The 17,870-nt window shown below is 65.7% G+C and carries 22 protein-coding genes; 12 read left to right on the forward strand and 10 right to left on the reverse strand.

The features are described 5' to 3' along the window. Nucleotides 1–536 (forward strand): exodeoxyribonuclease VII large subunit (locus AC27VQ_RS17355; RefSeq protein WP_488717251.1); only part of this gene is annotated, 536 nt, incomplete at its 5' end. A 7-nt stretch (nt 537–543) separates the two neighbouring features. Next, nucleotides 544–1,134 carry an NAD(P)H-dependent oxidoreductase gene (locus tag AC27VQ_RS17360; protein ID WP_488717252.1) on the forward strand — a complete coding sequence of 197 codons (591 nt, stop codon included), beginning with the start codon at nt 544–546 and terminating at the stop codon, nt 1,132–1,134. 1 nt (nt 1,135) lies between these two features. Here AC27VQ_RS17360 and AC27VQ_RS17365 read toward each other — a convergent pair whose 3' ends face one another. Next, on the reverse strand, nt 1,136–1,618 hold the full coding sequence (locus AC27VQ_RS17365; protein ID WP_117367438.1) for a MarR family winged helix-turn-helix transcriptional regulator: 483 nt from the start codon (nt 1,616–1,618) through the stop codon (nt 1,136–1,138). Nucleotides 1,619–1,689: 71 nt separating this feature from the next. Between AC27VQ_RS17365 and AC27VQ_RS17370 the strand changes: the two genes are divergently transcribed. Beyond that, nucleotides 1,690–2,610: an EamA family transporter gene (locus AC27VQ_RS17370; protein ID WP_488717253.1), complete on the forward strand. Its 921-nt coding sequence runs from the start codon at nt 1,690–1,692 to the stop codon at nt 2,608–2,610. On the opposite strand, the gene AC27VQ_RS17375 is transcribed toward AC27VQ_RS17370, so the two are convergent. The 6 genes from AC27VQ_RS17375 to AC27VQ_RS17400 all read right to left on the reverse strand — a co-directional run bounded on the left by AC27VQ_RS17375 (nt 2,564) and on the right by AC27VQ_RS17400 (nt 7,845). Then, nucleotides 2,564–3,349, reverse strand: a complete 786-nt coding sequence (locus AC27VQ_RS17375; RefSeq protein ID WP_488717254.1) for a pyrroline-5-carboxylate reductase family protein — start codon at nt 3,347–3,349, stop codon at nt 2,564–2,566. The two genes, AC27VQ_RS17370 and AC27VQ_RS17375, sit on opposite strands and share 47 nt — an antisense overlap. After that, nucleotides 3,346–4,611 carry an aminopeptidase gene (locus AC27VQ_RS17380; RefSeq protein ID WP_488717255.1) on the reverse strand — a complete coding sequence of 422 codons (1,266 nt, stop codon included), beginning with the start codon at nt 4,609–4,611 and terminating at the stop codon, nt 3,346–3,348. Before AC27VQ_RS17380 ends, AC27VQ_RS17375 begins: the two co-directional genes overlap by 4 nt. Before the next feature lie 68 nt (nt 4,612–4,679). Continuing rightward, nucleotides 4,680–5,153 (reverse strand): Cys-tRNA(Pro) deacylase, encoded by a 474-nt coding sequence (gene ybaK / locus AC27VQ_RS17385; RefSeq protein WP_488717256.1) that lies wholly within the window; start codon nt 5,151–5,153, stop codon nt 4,680–4,682. An 84-nt stretch (nt 5,154–5,237) separates the two neighbouring features. Then, nucleotides 5,238–6,443 (reverse strand): 3-oxoadipyl-CoA thiolase, encoded by a 1,206-nt coding sequence (pcaF, locus tag AC27VQ_RS17390; RefSeq protein WP_488717257.1) that lies wholly within the window; start codon nt 6,441–6,443, stop codon nt 5,238–5,240. Between the two features lie 8 nt (nt 6,444–6,451). Next, nucleotides 6,452–7,141 carry a CoA transferase subunit B gene (locus tag AC27VQ_RS17395; protein ID WP_488717258.1) on the reverse strand — a complete coding sequence of 230 codons (690 nt, stop codon included), beginning with the start codon at nt 7,139–7,141 and terminating at the stop codon, nt 6,452–6,454. Continuing rightward, nucleotides 7,138–7,845 carry a 3-oxoacid CoA-transferase subunit A gene (locus AC27VQ_RS17400; RefSeq protein ID WP_488717259.1) on the reverse strand — a complete coding sequence of 236 codons (708 nt, stop codon included), beginning with the start codon at nt 7,843–7,845 and terminating at the stop codon, nt 7,138–7,140. Before AC27VQ_RS17400 ends, AC27VQ_RS17395 begins: the two co-directional genes overlap by 4 nt. A gap of 250 nt (nt 7,846–8,095) precedes the next feature. On the opposite strand from AC27VQ_RS17400, the gene AC27VQ_RS17405 reads away from it, so the two are divergent. Both AC27VQ_RS17405 and AC27VQ_RS17410 read left to right on the forward strand, forming a co-directional pair. Continuing rightward, the gene (locus AC27VQ_RS17405) at nt 8,096–8,851 is read left to right on the forward strand and encodes an IclR family transcriptional regulator (RefSeq protein WP_488717260.1); all 756 of its coding nucleotides are present in this window, start codon (nt 8,096–8,098) and stop codon (nt 8,849–8,851) included. A gap of 55 nt (nt 8,852–8,906) precedes the next feature. Beyond that, entirely contained in the window at nt 8,907–9,557 is a 651-nt protein-coding gene (locus AC27VQ_RS17410; RefSeq protein ID WP_488717261.1) for a sulfite oxidase-like oxidoreductase, read from the forward strand. Here the strand turns inward: AC27VQ_RS17410 and AC27VQ_RS17415 are convergent. Next, nucleotides 9,542–10,438, reverse strand: coding sequence for a helix-turn-helix domain-containing protein (locus AC27VQ_RS17415; protein WP_488717262.1), 897 nt, complete (start codon nt 10,436–10,438; stop codon nt 9,542–9,544). The two genes, AC27VQ_RS17410 and AC27VQ_RS17415, sit on opposite strands and share 16 nt — an antisense overlap. Before the next feature lie 112 nt (nt 10,439–10,550). Here AC27VQ_RS17415 and pobA point away from each other — a divergent pair, with 112 nt between their 5' ends. Next, entirely contained in the window at nt 10,551–11,723 is a 1,173-nt protein-coding gene (gene pobA, locus AC27VQ_RS17420) for a 4-hydroxybenzoate 3-monooxygenase (RefSeq protein WP_488717263.1), read from the forward strand. Here pobA and AC27VQ_RS17425 read toward each other — a convergent pair. Together AC27VQ_RS17425 and pcaQ are read right to left on the reverse strand one after the other, a co-directional pair. After that, nucleotides 11,717–12,448, reverse strand: a complete 732-nt coding sequence (locus AC27VQ_RS17425; RefSeq protein WP_488717264.1) for a 3-keto-5-aminohexanoate cleavage protein — start codon at nt 12,446–12,448, stop codon at nt 11,717–11,719. The two genes, pobA and AC27VQ_RS17425, sit on opposite strands and share 7 nt — an antisense overlap. A gap of 66 nt (nt 12,449–12,514) precedes the next feature. Next, nucleotides 12,515–13,438 (reverse strand): pca operon transcription factor PcaQ, encoded by a 924-nt coding sequence (pcaQ, locus tag AC27VQ_RS17430; protein WP_488717265.1) that lies wholly within the window; start codon nt 13,436–13,438, stop codon nt 12,515–12,517. Nucleotides 13,439–13,533: 95 nt separating this feature from the next. On the opposite strand from pcaQ, the gene pcaD reads away from it, so the two are divergent. The 6 genes from pcaD to AC27VQ_RS17460 all read left to right on the forward strand — a co-directional run bounded on the left by pcaD (nt 13,534) and on the right by AC27VQ_RS17460 (nt 17,770). Next, nucleotides 13,534–14,346: a 3-oxoadipate enol-lactonase gene (pcaD, locus tag AC27VQ_RS17435; RefSeq protein WP_488717266.1), complete on the forward strand. Its 813-nt coding sequence runs from the start codon at nt 13,534–13,536 to the stop codon at nt 14,344–14,346. Continuing rightward, a complete protein-coding gene (gene pcaC / locus AC27VQ_RS17440; protein WP_488717267.1) occupies nt 14,339–14,737 on the forward strand; it encodes a 4-carboxymuconolactone decarboxylase in 399 nt (132 codons plus the stop codon). The genes pcaD and pcaC overlap by 8 nt, the downstream gene beginning before the upstream one ends. Before the next feature lie 7 nt (nt 14,738–14,744). Continuing rightward, complete coding sequence (gene pcaH, locus AC27VQ_RS17445) at nt 14,745–15,494, forward strand: protocatechuate 3,4-dioxygenase subunit beta (RefSeq protein WP_488717268.1); 750 nt, start codon at nt 14,745–14,747, stop codon at nt 15,492–15,494. Continuing rightward, nucleotides 15,494–16,108 (forward strand): protocatechuate 3,4-dioxygenase subunit alpha, encoded by a 615-nt coding sequence (gene pcaG / locus AC27VQ_RS17450; RefSeq protein ID WP_488717269.1) that lies wholly within the window; start codon nt 15,494–15,496, stop codon nt 16,106–16,108. The genes pcaH and pcaG overlap by 1 nt, the downstream gene beginning before the upstream one ends. 144 nt (nt 16,109–16,252) lie before the next feature. Continuing rightward, nucleotides 16,253–16,462, forward strand: a complete 210-nt coding sequence (locus AC27VQ_RS17455; RefSeq protein WP_488717270.1) for a CPCC family cysteine-rich protein — start codon at nt 16,253–16,255, stop codon at nt 16,460–16,462. Between the two features lie 252 nt (nt 16,463–16,714). After that, complete coding sequence (locus AC27VQ_RS17460) at nt 16,715–17,770, forward strand: 3-carboxy-cis,cis-muconate cycloisomerase (RefSeq protein WP_488717271.1); 1,056 nt, start codon at nt 16,715–16,717, stop codon at nt 17,768–17,770. Nucleotides 17,771–17,870 lie beyond the last annotated feature (100 nt).

Here is a 17,870-nt window from a genome sequence, read left to right on the forward strand (position 1 = left end):
CGCATCTGCGGCCCGATATGCTGCTGACCCGCATCGCCGAGCGCCGCCAGCGCGTCGCCGACCGTGTCCAGCGCGCCGAGCGCATCGTAGAGCGCCGGCTCGACCAGCTGCGCGCCCGCCTCTCCGCCTTCGACGTGTCGCTGCGCGCCACGCCCGCCCGCATCAAGGCGCAGACCGAGCGTTCGCGCGACAAGCTCAAGGGCCTCGCCTTGCGGGCCGAAAGCGCGCTATCCGGCGATCTCTCGCGCCGCCGCGCCCTCGTTCAGGCACAGGACCGCGTGCTGCAATCGCTCTCCTACCGCAACGTGCTGAAGCGCGGTTATGCGCTGGTGCGCGACGAGGACGGCGTGCCAGTGAAGGGGGCGACAGCGCTTGGCCCCGGCCGCGCCATCGCCATCGAATTCGCCGACGGCAGCGTCGACGCCGTCACCGGCGCGGGCACCCCTTCGGGCGGCAGCACGCCGCCGCGCAAGAAAGCGGCCAAGCCGGAGACGGAGGCGGCCAAACCGGCACCGCGCCAGGGCTCGCTGTTCTGAGGTCGCCATGCGTATCCTGCTCGTGCTCGCCCATCCCCTGGAAGACAGCTTTGCCGCCAGCACGGCCGAAACGGTGCGCCGGAAGCTCACGGAGAACGGCCATACGGTCGATCTTCTCGATCTCTACCGCGAGAATTTCGACCCGCGCCTCAGCGTGTCCGAGCGCGGCCGCTATTTCGAGCCGGACTACGATCCCTCTGAAGCCGAACCTTATATCAGCAGGCTGAAAGCGGCCGACGGGCTGGTGCTGGTCTTCCCGCAATGGTGGTTCAATTTCCCGGCCATCCTCAAGGGCTTCTTCGACCGCGTCTTCGCGCCCGGCGTCGCCTTCGAGAACGATCCGCAGGGCGGGCGCATCCAGCCGCGGCTCGGCAACATCCACCTGTTCTGGGCCTTCACTACGACGGGCTCGCCCTGGTGGGTCGTGAACTTCTATATGGGCAATCCCGTCAAGCGCCTGCTGAAGCGCGGCATCGCCGCCTTCTGCGCCAAGGGGCTGGATTTCAAGCTGGTCAGCCTGCACGACATGGACCGCATCGACGACACCACGCGGCGCGCACATCTTCTGCGCGTCGAAAAACTCGTCGACAAAATCTGAATTATTCGAATTCGCCGAGAAATTTGCGCAGCAGGCCATCAAGCGCCGCGCGCTCCTGCGCATCGAGACCGTCGAGCAGCTTGTGCTGGTTCTCGACATGGTCCGTCACTGCCGCATCGACCAGCGCGAGCCCCTTCGGCGTCAGCGCGATGATCACGCCGCGCCGGTCGTCCGGATTGTGCGACCGTTCGATGAGACCGGCCTTTTCCAGCTGGTCGAGCCGGTTGGTCATGGTGCCCGAGGAGACCATGGTCGTGGCGATGAGATCGCCCGGCGATAGCCGATAGGGCGGTCCGGAACGGCGCAGCGTCGCCAGAACGTCGAAACTCGCCGAATTCAGCCCATGGGCGGCCAGCGCCTTTTCGATCTCCCGCGCCAGATGGGTACGCAGCCGCGCAATGCGGCCGAGAAGCCCCATCGGCTCGACATCGAGGTCGGGCCGTTCGCGGTTCCACTGGGCGAGAATTCTGTCGACATGATCCATGGCGCGACTAAAGCCGGCAACTATCTTGACGTCAAGATAAAATCAGATATCTTGATATCAAGATTCTTTTAATGGAGATATTCATGTCTCGCACCTCCGACATTCTCATCACCGCGACCGCACCGGCTATCTGGGGCAGCACCTATATCGTCACGACCGAGCTTCTGCCGTCAGGCTATCCGCTGACGGTGGCCATGCTGCGCGCCCTGCCGGCCGGTCTCATCCTGCTCGCGCTCGTGCGCCAGCTGCCGAAAGGCATCTGGTGGCCGCGCACATTCCTGCTCGGCGCGCTGAACTTCTCGTTCTTCTGGGCGATGCTCTTCGTTTCGGCCTATCGCCTGCCCGGCGGTGTTGCCGCGACCGTCGGCGCCATCCAGCCGCTGATCGTCCTCGGCCTGTCGCGCGCCGTGATGGGAACGGCGGTGCGTCCGCTTGCCGTCGTCGCCGGCCTTGCGGGCATCGGCGGGGTCGCGCTTCTCGTGCTGACACCGGCTGCCCATCTCGATCCGATCGGCATCGCCGCCGGCCTTGCCGGCGCGGTCTCTATGGCTTTCGGCACGGTTCTATCGCGCCACTGGCAGCCGCCCGTGCCGCCGCTCACCTTCACCGCCTGGCAATTGACGGCCGGCGGCCTGCTGCTGGTGCCCGTCGCGCTGTTCTTCGAACCCGCTTTGCCGGCTCCCTCCGTGCAGAACCTGCTCGGCTTCGTCTATCTCGGCGGCATCGGTGCGGCGCTGACCTATATCGTCTGGTTCCGCGGCCTGTCGCGGCTCGACCCGGCGACCGTCTCGCCGCTCGGCTTCCTCAGCCCGCTCGTCGCCGTCGTGCTCGGCTGGGCGCTGCTGGCGCAGGATCTCAACCTGCTCCAGATCGCCGGCATGGTGGTGGTTCTCGCGAGCGTCTGGCTCAGCCAATGGGCGCAGTCGGCCCCGGCGGCTAAGACGGTCAGTCCGCGCGCTGCGCCTTCCGCCGCGCGGCCGTCAGCCCTTTGAAGACGGCATGGGCAAGGTCGGCCTCGACCATGGCGGAGAGGCCGGCGGCCATGGTGCCGCGATATTCCATGAAGAGTTCAACGATGTCGGCGGGTGTCTGCGCAATGCCGGCCATCTGCGTCGCAGCGCCCAGGAAAAGCTGACGCACCGCGATGTCGGCCGTATCAGGGTCGATGCCGGATTCGATGGCGTGACGGATCATCGCGTCCGCCATCAGTGCCGGAAAGGCCGCGCCCGACCCGGTCAACGCCGTGAAGTAATCCAGCTCGTATTCCCCGCTGATGACATGCTCGCGGCCGGACGCGGCGAAGAACCGCCGGACGAAGTCCAGCTCCGATCGGCGCACATCCCGTGTTGCGAACCACGGCGTGAAGGACAGGCGCTGTTCGGCACAGGCATTCGGCATCGCCCGCACGATGCGCTGTGCGCCAAACCGGTCGGAAATCTCTTCCGCCGTCACGCCCGCCATGACCGAGATCACGAAGCGCCCGCGCAGATCCAGCTGCAGCGCCTCGATATCGGCCGGGCGGATGGAGAGGAGGATGACGTCGGAGGCATCGACGAGGATCGCATTGTCCGTCGTCATATGCACGCCCGGCCAGGCTTCGAAGCCCGAAATATTGCCGGAGCGCGAGGACAAGACGAGATCGGCGGGTTTGATGATGCGGTCGGTCAGAACCGGCCGGAGCAGAGCCCCGGCCAGCCAGCCACCGCCGCCGATCACGCCGAGATGGGTCATCCGCGCTCGCCGGCCCACTCGCCGCCGCGCATGACCGGAGTGCGGCTGCCGTCATTGCGGATACCATCGATATCCACCTTGTCGGAGCCGATCATCCAGTCGATGTGGATGAGGCTTTCATTGCCGCCCTGCGCGCGGATCTGTTCCGGTGAAAGGTTTGCGCCATCGAGGAAGCACTTGGAATAGCACTGGCCGAGCGCGATATGGCAGGAGGCATTTTCGTCGAACAGCGTGTTGTAGAACAGGATGCCGCTCGCCGAGATCGGCGAGGAATGCGGCACCAGCGCCACTTCACCGAGCCGGCGCGCGCCCTCGTCGGTGTCCAGCACCTTGTTCAGCACCGCTTCGCCCTTCGAGGCCTTCGCCTCGACGATCCGGCCGCCTTCGAAGCGCACCTGGATGTCGTCGATCAGCGTGCCCTGATGCGACAGCGGCTTGGTCGAGGAGACATGGCCTTCGACGCGCAGCGCGTGCGGCGTCGTGAACACTTCTTCCGTCGGGATGTTCGGATTGCAGGTGATGCCGTTCTTCGCCGTGGACGCGCCGCCGTGCCATTCGTGGCCGTCGGCGAGGCCAACCGTCAGGTCGGTGCCCGGTCCCGTGAAGTGGAGGGCTGCGAAACGCTCGCCGTTCAGCCAGGCCGAACGCTTGGCGAGGCCGGCATTGTGCTCGGCCCAGGCCCAGACGGGATCGGCGACATCGACGCGCGAGGCGGCGAAAATCGCATTGGCGAGCTTTTCGACCGCCACGTCTTCCGGATCATTCGGGAACACCTGCCTGGCCCAGGACGGGTTCGGATAGGAGACGATGTTCCAGTTGATGTCGAAATTGGCGATCTTCTCCAGCGCCGGCTTGTAGGCCATGGAATTGGCCTTGTTGGCGCGGGCGACCTTGGCCGGGTCCTCATTGGCAAGCAGCATCGGGTTGTCGCCGGCAATAGCGAGGCGCGCCGCGCCATTGGCATAGGCCTTGGCCATGCCCTCGTAGAGCCAGTCCGAGGCACGGTCGAAGCTCTCGTCCGGCGCATTGTGATAGCGCGCGAGGGTCGCCTCTTCGTCGGCATAGAAGGTGCTGACGAGGCCGGCGCCGGCCTTGTAGGCGTGTTTGGTGATGAGGCGGGCGAGCGGCAGCGCGGCAATCGGCGCCGTCATCACGAGGTCCTGCCCCTTCTGAAGCTGCAGGCCGACGCGCACGGCGACCTCGGCGAGCTTGTCGAGTTTTGCGGGATCAACGGCGGCGGCGGAATTGGCGGGGTATGTCATGACAGGCCTGTCTTTCTGAAATCGATGAATGAAACTTAGTGTGCGGAGCGCCGAATGAGAAGGCGCAATCAGGCGATGACGGATGCGGAAATCGCCTTCAGCGCCGTCAGGACATCGCGCGGCGCAAGCCGCACCTGCAAGCCACGCTGGCCGCCGTTCATATAGACGGCCTCATGCACCAGCGCCGTCTCCTCGATGGCCGTCGGCACGTGTTTCTTCTGCCCGAACGGGCTGATGCCGCCGACGACGAAGCCGGTCAGCCGCTCGGCATCGGCGGGTTTCATCATATTGGCCGACTTGCCCTTGAAGGCGCTGGCGAGCTTTTTCATGCTGACCTCGCAATCGGAGGGCACGATCACGCAGACCGGCTTGCCATCCACCTCCGCCATCAGCGTCTTCAGCACGCGCGCCGGATCCTCCCCCAAGGCCTCGGCGGCCTGGATGCCGACCCGGTCGGCGGTCGGGTCGTAGTCATAGGTATGGAGGGTGAAGGAAACGCCGGCCTTGGCGAGGGCCTGGGTGGCGCGGGTGGTCTTGGACATGAGCGGGCCGTCATCGAAACGAAAATATCGGACCGCATGGGTGCGAAATGCCGGGCGGCTTGTCAACCGCCCGGACACAGTGACTCAGACCCGCTCCAGCGCCACCGCAATGCCCTGTCCGACGCCGATGCACATGGTGGACAGCGAGCGCCGGCAGCCGGTGAGCTGCAATTCCAGCGCCGCAGTCCCTGTGATACGCGCACCGGACATGCCGAGCGGATGACCGAGTGCGATGGCACCGCCATTCGGATTGACCTGTCCGGCATCGTCGGCGATGCCGAGTTGGCGCAGCGTGGCGAGGCCTTGCGAGGCGAAGGCCTCGTTGAGTTCGATCACGTCGAAATCCGAGAGCTTGAGGCCGAGGCGGGCACAAAGGCGCTCCGTGGCCGCGACGGGGCCGATGCCCATGATGCGCGGCGGCACGCCGGCCATGGCGCCGCCGAGAATGCGGGCGATCGGGGTCAGGCCATATTTTTTCACCGTCGCCTCGGAGGCGACGATCAGTGCCGCCGCACCGTCATTGACGCCCGACGCATTGCCCGCCGTCACCGTGCCGCCCTCCTTCCTGAAGGGTGTGCCGAGCTTGGCGAGCGCCTCCATAGTCGTCGCACGCGGATGCTCGTCCTTCTCCACCACGATCGGATCGCCCTTGCGCTGCGGAATGGTCACGGGTGTGATCTCCTTGGCCAGACGGCCATTCGCCTGCGCCGCAGCCGCCTTGGCCTGCGAGCACAGGGCAAAGGCATCCTGGTCCTCGCGCGACACCTTGAACTCTTCGGCAACGTTCTCGCCGGTCTCCGGCATGGAATCCACGCCGTACTGCTTCTTCATCACCGGATTGACGAAGCGCCAGCCGATCGTCGTGTCGTGGATTTCAGCGTTCCGCGAAAACGCCGTCTCCGCCTTGGGCATGACGAAGGGCGCGCGGCTCATGCTCTCGACGCCGCCGGCGATCATCAAGTCCGCCTCACCCGCCTTGATGGCGCGCGCGGCGGCAATGACGGCATCCATGCCCGAGCCGCAGAGACGGTTGATCGTCGTGCCCGAGACCGAAACCGGAAGGCCCGCCAGCAGCGACGACATGCGCGCGACGTTCCGGTTATCCTCGCCCGCCTGGTTGGCGCAGCCATAGATCACGTCGTCGACGGCCTCCCAGTCGATACCCGTGTTGCGCGCCATCAGCGCCTTGAGCGGGATGGCGCCGAGATCGTCGGCGCGCACGGACGAGAGCGAACCGCCGAAACGGCCGATGGGCGTGCGGATATAATCGCAGATATAGGCGTCAGACATGATATTCCTCAGAGTTCCGGCACGACGAGGTCGGCGACGGGGCCGTCGAGATGGAGTGTCGCGCCCGTCATAGCCTGCAATTCCGCGACCGTCATGCCTTCAAGCTTTTCACGCAGCACGAAGCGACCGTTGGAAACGTCGATGACGGCATGGCTGGTATAGATGCGGGTGATGCAGCCGACACCGGTCAGCGGAAAGCTGCAACGCTCCACCAGCTTCGGTTCGCCGTTCTTGGTGACATGTTCGGTGATGACGACGACCGATTTTGCGCCATGCACCAGATCCATCGCGCCTCCCACCGCCGGCACGCCCTTCGCGCCGACGCGCCAATTGGCAAGGTCGCCGTTCTCGGCCACCTGGTAGGCGCCGAGGATCGCCACATCGAGATGCCCGCCGCGCACCATGGCGAAGCTGTCGGCATGGTGGAAGAAGGCCGAACCCGGCTTCAGCGTCACCGCCTTCTTGCCGGCATTGATCAGGTCCCAGTCCTCTTCACCCGGTGGCGGCGCCTCGCCGAAGTCGAGAATGCCGTTTTCCGTATGGAAGATCACCTCGCGTCCTTCGGGCTGGTAGCGCGCCACCATCTCGGGAAAGCCGATGCCGAGGTTCACATAGGCGCCGTCGGCAATGTCCTGTGCGGCGCGCCAGGCAATCTGGGCGTTGGAAAGCTTGATGTCTTCGCGTGTATCGATAGTCATGCGTAGGCCACTCCTGCACGGATCAGCGCTTCTTCCTGGCCGGGATTAGCGACTTCGATGATCTGGTCGACGAAGATGCCCGGTGTAACGACCTGTTCGGGATCGATGCCGCCAGGCGGCACCAGCCGGGAGACCTGCACGATGGTCTTGCCCGCCGCCATGCACATCAGTGGGCTGAAATTGCGGGCGGCCTTGTTGTAGGTGAGATTGCCGTTGAGATCGCCGACATGCGCCTTGATCAGCGCGAAATCCGCCTTCAGCCAGCGTTCCTGCACATACATGCGACCATCGAATTCCGCGACCGGCTTGCCCTCGGCGAGTTCCGTGCCGAAACCCGTCGGCGTGTAGAAAGCAGGAATGCCCGCGCCGCCGGCGCGAATGCGCTCGGCCAGCGTGCCCTGCGGCACCAGTTCCAATTCGATTTTCCCGGCCAGATAGCTTTCCGTGAAGGCGCGCGGATCGGAGGAGCGCGGGAAGGAGCAGATCATCTTGCGCACCCGCCCCGCATCGATCATCGCCGCGATACCGACGCGTCCGTTGCCGGCATTGTTGTTGATGACGGTGAGGTCCCTCGCCCCCGTATCGATCAGGGCGTGGATCAGCTCGATCGGCGCGCCGGAGCCGCCGAACCCGCCGATCATCACCGTCGCTCCGTCGCCGATGCCCGATACCGCTTCCGCCAGACTTGAGATGCTCTTGTCCATGCCAATCTCCCGATGTCGGCAAGAGAGGTAGATCCGAAGGGGAAGAGCGGCAATGCATTTTGTGCGTTATTTGACTTTTGTTCAATATACGCACAAAATGGATTGACTAGCCGGCATGCACTGCCCTCTCCTCCGTCATGCTCGGGCTTGACCCGAGCATCCACCCGCCGCGCGTGCCGCGTGGATCCTCGCTCAAGGCCGAGGATGACGTCGGGAGGAGGAGAGCATCCATTCAGCGACGGGAACAACCATGCGGGAAACGGACTTCATCGGCGGCTTCGCCAAGGGCCTGCGGGTCATCGAGGCCTTCGGCGAGACGAAGCCGCGCCTCACCATCACCGATATCGCCAGGGAAACCGGCCTCGACCGGGCGACGGCGCGGCGATGCCTGCTCACCCTCGCCGAACTCGGCTACGCCGCCTATGACGGCAAGTTCTTCGAGCTGACGCCGAAAATCCTGCGGCTCGGCCATGCCTATCTCTCGGCGACCCCGCTGCCGCGGCTCGTCCAGCCGTTTCTCGACCAGCTGTCCGAAACCGTCGGCCAGAGCGCGTCCGCCTCGGTGCTCGATGGCGCCGATATCGTCTATGTCGCGCGGGCCGCGCAGAAGCGCGTCATGTCGATCAGCCTGATGGCCGGCTCGCGCCTGCCGGCCTATTGCGCCTCCATGGGCCGCGTGCTGCTCGCAGCCCTCCCCGAGGCGGACGCCCGCGCCATCATCGAGGCTTCCGAGCGCAAGGCCAACACGCCCTTCACCAAGACCGATCCCGACGCGTTGCTGGAGGAACTCTCGAAGGTCCACAAACAGGGTTTCGCCCTGATCGACCAGGAGCTCGAGATCGGCCTGCGCTCCATCGCCGTGCCGCTGGAAAACGCCCGCGGCCGCACGGTCGCCGCCCTCAATATCGGCGCACCGGCCGCCCATGCCGCCGCGGAAGAAATGGTCGAACGCTACCTGCCGGCGATGCGCGCGGTGCAGGCGGCGCTGCGGCCGCTGCTCGCCTGATCTTGACAGACCGCACGCATGGCCCCCACCTTTTGCAGCGCAACAGGAGGCCGCCATGCCCGACGACGAGAGCAAGCTCACCCGCACCAAGCGCCAATGGGCAGACCAGGGCAAGTTCCTGACCGGCCGCATCGCCCGGCCGGAAACCGACCGCCTGCCGCCCGGCCAGCATCTGGTGACGAACTGGCCCGTGCTCGATCTCGGCCAGCAACCGGTCATCCCCCCGGAAAGCTGGCGGCTCGATGTGAAGGGCGGCGCGGAAAACCCTGTTTCCTTCGGCTGGACGGACTTTCTCGCCTTGCCGCAAAGCCGGAAACTGTCGGACATCCACTGCGTGACGACCTGGTCGCGCTATGACAACCGCTGGGAAGGTGTTTCCACGCGAGACCTGCTTGATCTGGTGATGCCCCGGCCGGAAGCGAATTTCGTGATGCTGACGAGCTATGATGGCTACACGACCAACCTGCCGCTGGCCGATTTCGCCGCCGAGGACGCCATTCTCGCCACCCATTGGGAGGGCAAGCCGATTTCCGCCGAACATGGCGGGCCGATGCGCCTCGTCGTGCCGCATCTCTATTTCTGGAAAAGCGCCAAGTGGCTGACGCGTATCGATTTCCTGCCCGGCGACCAGGCCGGGTTCTGGGAGCGCAACGGCTATCACATGCGCGGCGACCCCTGGGCGGAAGAGCGCTATTCCGACGACTGAGCCGCCAGCCGCGCCCGCTCCGCCAGCCGGAAGGCACGTGGCGTGGCGCCCGCCGCCCGCAGGAAAAAGCGGGAAAAATAGGCGGCATCGGCAAAACCGAGGGCAAGGCCGATCTCCTGCGCCGTCGCCTCGGTGAAGACCAGCGCGCGCTTCGCCTCGTCGATCAGCTTTCGCACGATATAGGCATGCGCCGTCAGCCCAGTCGCCGCCTTGACGACGCGGTTGAGATGGGTCGGCGAAATGCCGATTTCCCGCGCATAGAACTGCGCCGGCTTCTGGCTGCGGAAATGCTGCTGGATCAGGCCGTTGAGATGCTCCATGCGCCGCGCCGTCTCGCCCGTCGCTTCACCCACCCCTTGCGTGGGGTTGTCCCGGCTCCACAGCCGTGCCGCAAGCGTCAGCACCGAGACCAGATAGGCCTCCATCAGGTCCGTGCGGCCGCCGCGCCGCCCCGCCCATTCGCCGGCCAGCCGCTCCAGCGCCGCCAACACGAAGCCGCCATCCGGATCGCCGGCATCGAGCGGCGTCACGCGGGGCTCGGCCGCAAACCGCCCCACCTCGCCGGAAAGGCGCAGATGCGAGCCGAGCAGGGTGAAGACGTGACCATCGACATCGCGGGAAAAGCGGAACCCGTGATCGACCGCCGGCGGCATCGTGACGATGGCCGGCGGCGTCAGCGCCACTGTTTCGGCGCCGAACCGCGCGTCGCCCGATCCGGCGGAAATGTACAGGATCTGGAAAAAGCTCTCGTGCCGGTGCAGGCCGATCTCATAGCGATGAAGACTGCTGCGTGACGGTATCGTCTCGCAATGCAGCCAGAAATCCGGCCTGTTTCCCGCCCTTTCGCCATAGAGATCGTAGGTCGGAACGGTTTTCGCCATGTCGCCGCCTCCCGATGGCAATGTTCGTTTTGTACAAGTGAAGGCGCGATCCGTCCATTGCGCAAGCCCGCCGGCTTCCCGAAACTTTGCGAAATGTCAGGGAGAGGACATCATGCGCGTTCAGATCGTCATCATCGGGTCGGGTCCGTCGGGCCTGTTGCTCGGCCAGTTGCTGGGCAAGGCCGGTATCGACACCGTCCTTCTCGACCGTTCCAGCCGCGCGCATATCCTGTCGCGCGTGCGGGCCGGCGTGCTGGAGGAAGGCACGGTTCGCTTGGCGGAAGCCGCCGGTGTCGGCACACGCCTCAAGGCGGAGGGCCTGCCGCATGACGGCTTCTCACTCGCCTTCGACGGCCGCGACCACCGCATCGACCTGCTCGATCTCACCGAGGGCAAACGCGTCATGGTCTATGGCCAGACCGAACTGACGCGGGACCTGATCGAGGCGCGCGAGGCCGAAAGCCGGCTAACGATCTACGAGGCGAGCCATGTCACGCCGCACGGTTTCGACGGCGGATCGCCCTACGTCACCTATGAGAAGGACGGCGTGACGCATCGCATCGATTGCGATTTCATCGCCGGCTGCGACGGGTTTCACGGCGCCAGCCGCAAGGCCGTGCCGGAACAGGCCATCCGCACCTTCGAGAAGGTCTATCCCTTCGGCTGGCTCGGCATTCTCGCCGAGGTGCCGCCGGTCGATCACGAGCTGATCTATGCCAATCATCCCCGCGGCTTCGCGCTCTGCTCCATGCGCTCGCTCACCCGCAGCCGCTATTACATCCAGTGCGCGCTGGACGAGAAGATCGAGGCGTGGTCGGACGACCGCTTTTGGGACGAGTTGCGCCGCCGCCTGCCCGCCCATCATGCCGCGGCGATGGTGACGGGGCCGAGCTTCGAAAAGTCCATCGCGCCGCTGCGCTCCTTCGTCGCCGAGCCGATGCGGTTCGGCCGGCTGTTCCTCGTCGGCGACGCCGCCCATATCGTGCCGCCGACCGGCGCGAAGGGCCTCAATCTTGCGGCAAGCGACGTGCATTACCTCGCAAGCGGCCTTATCGAGCACTACGCGGAGCGCTCGAATGCCGGCATCGACGCCTATTCGCAGAAGGCGCTCGCCCGCGTCTGGAAGGCCGTGCGCTTTTCCTGGTGGATGACGAGCATGCTGCATCGTTTCCCCGGCACCGGCGCCTTCGACCAGAATATCCAGGAAGCCGAGCTCGACTACCTCACCCATTCCCGCGCCGCCGAGACGGTGCTGGCGGAGAACTATGTCGGCCTGCCCTATTGAGCGGCTATCTGCCGGTAGATTTCCACCGCCGCCCGCACCAGCGCCGCATTGTCCGCCGCCACCGTTCCGTCCGGCAGCATCCGCCCGTCTTCCAGACCGACACGCGTCGACCATCGCCTGATGGCCGCAATCCCGGTAAAATGCCAGACCGTCTCGTCCATGCCATGCAGCTGGACCGGCCGGCGCAGGCCGGCCTTGTCGAGAACCGCATGAATGCCCTCCGCAACCGCCGTCGCCGCGTCAAAATCCTGCTCGCCGATCTCGATGAGGATGCGCAAGGGCGGCCGCTCCAGCGTGAGGCCGACAAGCCGCTCCGCATCGGCAACCGAGGCGAGCCCCGCCTCGATCCCCACGCCGCGCGCCGAGAGGGCTTGCATGACGGCGGGTGCGGCCGGTTCCGACAGGTTCACCGAGGCGTAGTCCGGCAGCTCCCGCCAGGCGGCGATGGCCGCAAGCGTGCGCGCATCGCTCTTCTCGATCCAGTCTCCGGTGGAAACGCCGACCAGCGTGCCGGGCACGGCCGCGCGCACCAGCCGCATCGTTTCGTCCATCACCTCGGCCGCAAGGCTCTCGCGCCCATCCGCGCCACGCGTATGCAGATGGATTTCGCCGGCGCCCGCCAGAATGCAGGCAAGGCAATCGGCCGCCATCGCCTGCGGCGTCAGCGGCAAGGCCGGATGGAAGGCCGCGTCGCGCGCGCCGTTGATGCAGGCCTGAATGATCATGCAGCACCCTCCTCGTGCGGTTTGGAGCGCGAGGCTGACATGACGGGCAGCCGGACGCAACCGCCGTCAGGCCCGCGGCGCCACCGCACCCGCCACCTCGCGGATCGTCTGCATAAGAATGGCGAGCGGCAGGGAGGGGGCAACCTCCGCCCGCATGGTGAGGCCGACGGCGCCCTTCGTCTCGCTCGTATCGATCGGCAGCGCCACCAGCACGCCCTCGGCGATATCGCCCGCCACCACCCCTTCGGAGATGATCCAGACCGCATCGCTGTCGCGCACGAAGGCGCGGCCGAAGGCGTCGGAGACGGTCTCGATCGGGTTCGCCACATCGGCGATCCCGTTGGCGATCAGGAAGCGTTCGACGAAAGGCCGGATGATCGAGCCCTCTGTCGGCATCAGCACCGGATAGGCATCGAGTCCGGCAAAAACAGCACCCCCGGAAAGCAGGGGATGTCTGGCGCGCACGCAAAAAACCACCTTTTCCGAATAGAGATGCTCGAAGGAAAAGCCGGTCATCTGCTCGGGCGCGGCCAGCCGTCCGACGACGAGATCGAGATCGCCGAGACGCAACTGTTCCAGCAACACCGCATTCTCCCCGGTGACGATCTTGATCCGCGCCCCGGTCTCTTCCGCCAGAAAGAGCCGCATCGCCTTGGGCATGATGCGCGTCGAGACAGTGGGCAGCGCACCGATGCGCACCGGGGGCGCTTCGCCCGCCCGCGCCTGCGAGACCGAATCGAGCCCATGCCGCAGCGCCGCGAGCGCCGCACCGGCATGGCGCAGGAACACCTCGCCCATGCGGGTGATGCGGATGCCGCGCCCGTCGCGCTCGAAGACGGCGACATCCAGAACCTCTTCCAGCTCGCGGATGGTCTTCGTCACCGCCGGCTGGCTGACATGCAGGAGGCCGGCCGCCTTCATCACGCTCTTCTGGCGCGCCACCTCGACAAAGGTCTGGAGATGGCGGACCTTGATACGGCTGTCGATCACGCTTTTCATAACCTATGAGTTATCAGATCGGCCGAAAATATCATTTTACCGAACCGGATTGAAGGATCAATCTGCGGCAACGGGAGGAGACAGACGTGCAATTCGCAACCGTCAACGACGTGATCCTGCATCACCAGCTGATCGGCGGGCCGGCCGGCAAGCCGGTCATCGTCTTCATCAATTCGCTGGGCACCGATTTCCGCATCTGGCGCGACGTCGTGGTGCGCCTTGCCGGCGATTTCCCGATCATCACCTATGACAAGCGCGGCCATGGCCTGTCCGATCTCGGTCAGGTGCCCTATTCGATCGACGACCATGTGCTCGACCTCGCCGCCCTGCTCGACCGGCTGAACGTCCGGGAGGCCATCATCTGCGGCCTCTCCGTCGGCGGCATGATCGCCCAGGGGCTGGAGGCGAAGCGCCCGGATCTCGTGAAAGGCCTCGTTCTCTGCGACACCGCGCACAAGATCGGCACGGCCGAGATGTGGAACGCCCGCATCGAAAGCGTCGAGACCAGGGGCATCGAGAGCCTTGCCGACGGCATCATGGAACGCTGGTTCACCCCCGCCTTCCGCCGGCCGGAAAACGCCGCCTATCACGGCTACCGCACCATGCTGACCCGCCAGTCCGCCGTCGGCTACGCCGCCACCTGTGCGGCGCTGCGCGATGCCGACCTCACCGAGGAGGCGAAGCGCATCGCCGTGCCCACCCTCTGCGTCGTCGGCGATCAGGACGGCTCGACGCCGCCGGATGTCGTGCTGTCCATGGCCAAACTCATCCACGGCGCGCGCTACGAGGTCATCAAGGATGCCGGCCACATTCCCTGCGTCGAGCAGCCGGAAATGCTGACCGAGATGATCCGCGCCTTCATCGACACCATCCCCGCCGGAGGAAAGCTGCATGCCTGAACCGCAATCCGAGCGCTACCGGCAGGGCATGGCGACGCGCCGCGCCGTGCTGGGCGACGCCCATGTCGACCGCGCCAGCGCCGCCGCCACGCCCTTCGACCAGCCCTTCCAGGCGCTGATCACCGAAAGCGCCTGGGGCACCGTCTGGTCGCGCCCCGGCTGGACGAAGCGGGAGCGCTCCATGGTGACGATCGCGCTGCTCGCAGCGCTTGGCCATGACGAGGAGGTGGCGATGCATGTGCGCGCCACCGCCAATACCGGCGCGACACGCGCGGACATTGCCGAGGCGCTGCTGCATGTCGCCATCTATGCCGGCGTGCCCGCCGCCAACCGGGCGATCCGCGTGGCCAAACAGGTCTTTGCGGATATGGATGCGGAACAGGCGGCCTGAGGCGACGATGAACGATCTTCCCAACCGAAAACCCGAAACTGGCGCCTTCTTCTCGCGCGACCGCCTCTGGCACCCGCCGGGCCTCACCCCCGGCTACAAGACCTCCGTGCTGCGCTCGCCGCAGAAGGCGGCTCTATCGCTCGACGGTACGATCTCGGAAATCACCGGCCCGGTCTTCGGCCATTCGATTCTCGGCGAGCTCGACAACGACCTGATCCACAATTTCGCAACACCGGGTGAAAGCGCCATCGGCGAGCGCATCATCGTGCACGGCCGGGTGCTGGACGAGCGGGCGCGCCCTGTTCCCGGCGCGCTCCTCGAATTCTGGCAGGCCAATGCCGGCGGGCGCTATCGCCACAAGAAGGAAAGCTACCTCGCGCCGCTCGATCCGAATTTCGGCGGTTGCGGCCGCACCATCACCGATGCGGACGGCTGTTATGCCTTCCGCACCATCAAGCCCGGCCCCTATCCCTGGCCGAACGGCGTCAACGATTGGCGCCCGGCGCATATCCACTTCTCCGTCTTCGGCCACGGCTTTGCCCAGCGGCTGATCACGCAGATGTATTTCGAGGGTGACCCGATGATCTGGAAGTGTCCCATCGTACAGACGATCCCGGACAAGGCGGCCGTCGAGCAGCTGATCGCCGCGCTCGACTGGGGCAACACGATCCCCATGGATGCGCGCGCCTACAAGTTCGACATCGTGCTGCGCGGCCGCCGCTCGACGCTGTTCGAAAACCGCATGGAGGGCAATTGATGGTCCAGTCCCTCGGCTATCTCAAGGAAAGCGCCTCGCAGACCGCCGGCCCCTATGTCCATATCGGCCTGACGCCTAACCATGCCGGCATCGGCGGCGTCTACGACACCGATCTCGGCGCCGTCATGGTCACTGACAAAACGCTCGGCCGGCGCATCACCATCACCGGAAGCGTGCTCGACGGCACTGGCACGCCGCTGAAGGACGCGCTCCTCGAAATCTGGCAGGCCGACGCCGCCGGCCTCTACAACAGCCCGTCCGAACTGCGCGGCAGCGCCGACCCCAACTTCACCGGCTGGGGCCGATGCGCCACCGACGGCACGACCGGCGAATACCGTTTCGACACCATCAAACCCGGCCGCGTCCCCTTCCGCGACGGCCGCCCGATGGCCCCGCACATTTCGCTTTGGATCGTCGCCCGCGGCATCAATCTCGGCCTCAACACAAGGATGTATTTCGCCGACGAGGAGGCCGCCAACGCCGAAGACCCGGTGCTCGCCCGCATCGAACACCGCTTGCGTGTTCCGACGCTGATCGCGTCGGGTGAGGGCGATCACTATCGCTTCGACATTCATCTGCAGGGTGAGAAGGAGACCGTGTTTTTCGATATTTAAAGCCGCTCATGGTGGCCGCTCTGCCTATAGGGGCATTATCGGATCAAAGCCGGAGGTCACAAAAGGAGTTGCCGCACATGACGCTCACTTCCTATCGCTCGCTGTTCTGGTGGACAAATGCACAGCCGTGTTCGAGGATGGAGTATGACTTCTCCGAGACTCCTCCCGTGTCCCTGCTGCAGTGCGTTGACCATATGTGAACCAGCAGGTTTTGAGATCTGCGAACGCTGCGGATGGGAAGATGATGGTCAAAGTGACGCCGACGCTCACGTTGTGAGGGGAGGCCCCAACGGTCCTTTGTCTCTCGCCGCAGCGCGCCTCAACTACCTGCGGACGGGTCACTGCGGATACTGACATGTCAGCGCGATTCGGGGCGAGGCATCACTCAAGATAACTGAGCTGATAGTAAACTTCAGCCGGCGTTCTGCTCGACTAACTAATTGCTGGCGGCGCTTTCGGTCGGGGGTATCGCGGTACGGAAATCAACAATACCTGCTCCACACCGCTCTATATCCGGGCGTCCTTCATTCCTTTGGTCGTGTCAGGACTTGAACCCCACGCCCCATCCAGCCCACGCCCACGCTATCCGCCGAAAAGAGGCACCCCATGACCGTCTCGCCCTTCGACCATCCCTACCTCTCCGGCCTCGTCGGCGACGAGGAGGTGGCGTCGTTCTTTTCCGCCGCGGCGGAGCTGGAGGCCATGTTGGCCTTCGAGGTGGCGCTGGCGAAGGCGGAGGCCTTGGCGGGGGTCATTCCGGTCGATGCGGCCCATGCCATCGCGCGCGCGGCGCATCGCTTCTCGCCTGACGTCGCTAGCCTGCGTGCCGCGACGGCGCGTGATGGCGTCGTCGTGCCGGATCTCGTTCGGCAGCTGCACGCCGCCGTTAACGAGCCGCATGCAAGACACCTGCATTTCGGCGCGACCAGCCAGGATGTCATCGACAGCGGCCTGATGCTGCGCCTGTCGCGCGTCCTGCCCCTTCTGGAGGAGCGGCTGGACGGGCTGATCAGCGGGCTGGCCGCTCTCGCCGCGACGTTCGGCGCGCACAGCCTGATGGGGCGCACGCGCATGCAGCCGGCCATTCCGATCACCGTGGCCGACCGCCTCGACAGCTGGCGCCAGCCGCTGGAGCGCGTTGCCGAGCGGCTGGAGATCTTTGCGCTGGAGGGGCTTGCCGTGCAGTTCGGCGGCGCGGCGGGCACGCTGGAAAAGCTTGGCGACAAGGCAGCGGCCGTGCGTGCGGCGCTGGCCGATGAACTCGGCCTCGTCGACGCGCCGCAATGGCACAGCCAGCGCGACCGCATCGGCGAGCTTGCTGGCCTGCTTGCGGCCATCACCGGCAGCCTCGGCAAGGTCGGGCAGGACATCGCGCTGATGGCGGATCGCGGCGGCGAGATCATGCTTGCCGGCGGTGGCGGTTCCTCCGCCATGCCGCACAAGCAGAACCCGGTCGCCGCCGAAGCGCTGGTGACGCTCGCCCGTTTCAACGCCGCCCAGCTTGGCGGCATCGCTCAGGCGGCGGTGCATGAACAGGAGCGCTCGGGTGCCGCCTGGACGCTGGAATGGCTGATCCTGCCGCAGATGGTCGTCGCCTGCGGCGCGGCGCTCAGGCTCGGCGGCGAGCTGTTCGCCGCCATCCGCCAGATCGGGACGGAATAAACGCTGCCCTGTTCCATGCGGAACAGCGCGCGGCGGATGATCGTGGGAAAGTCTGGCCACACCGGATGAGAGAGGCTCATCCGAACGAGTTCAGGAGAGA

The sequence above is a fragment of the Shinella sp. 20P9.1.1 genome (genome assembly GCF_057798995.1).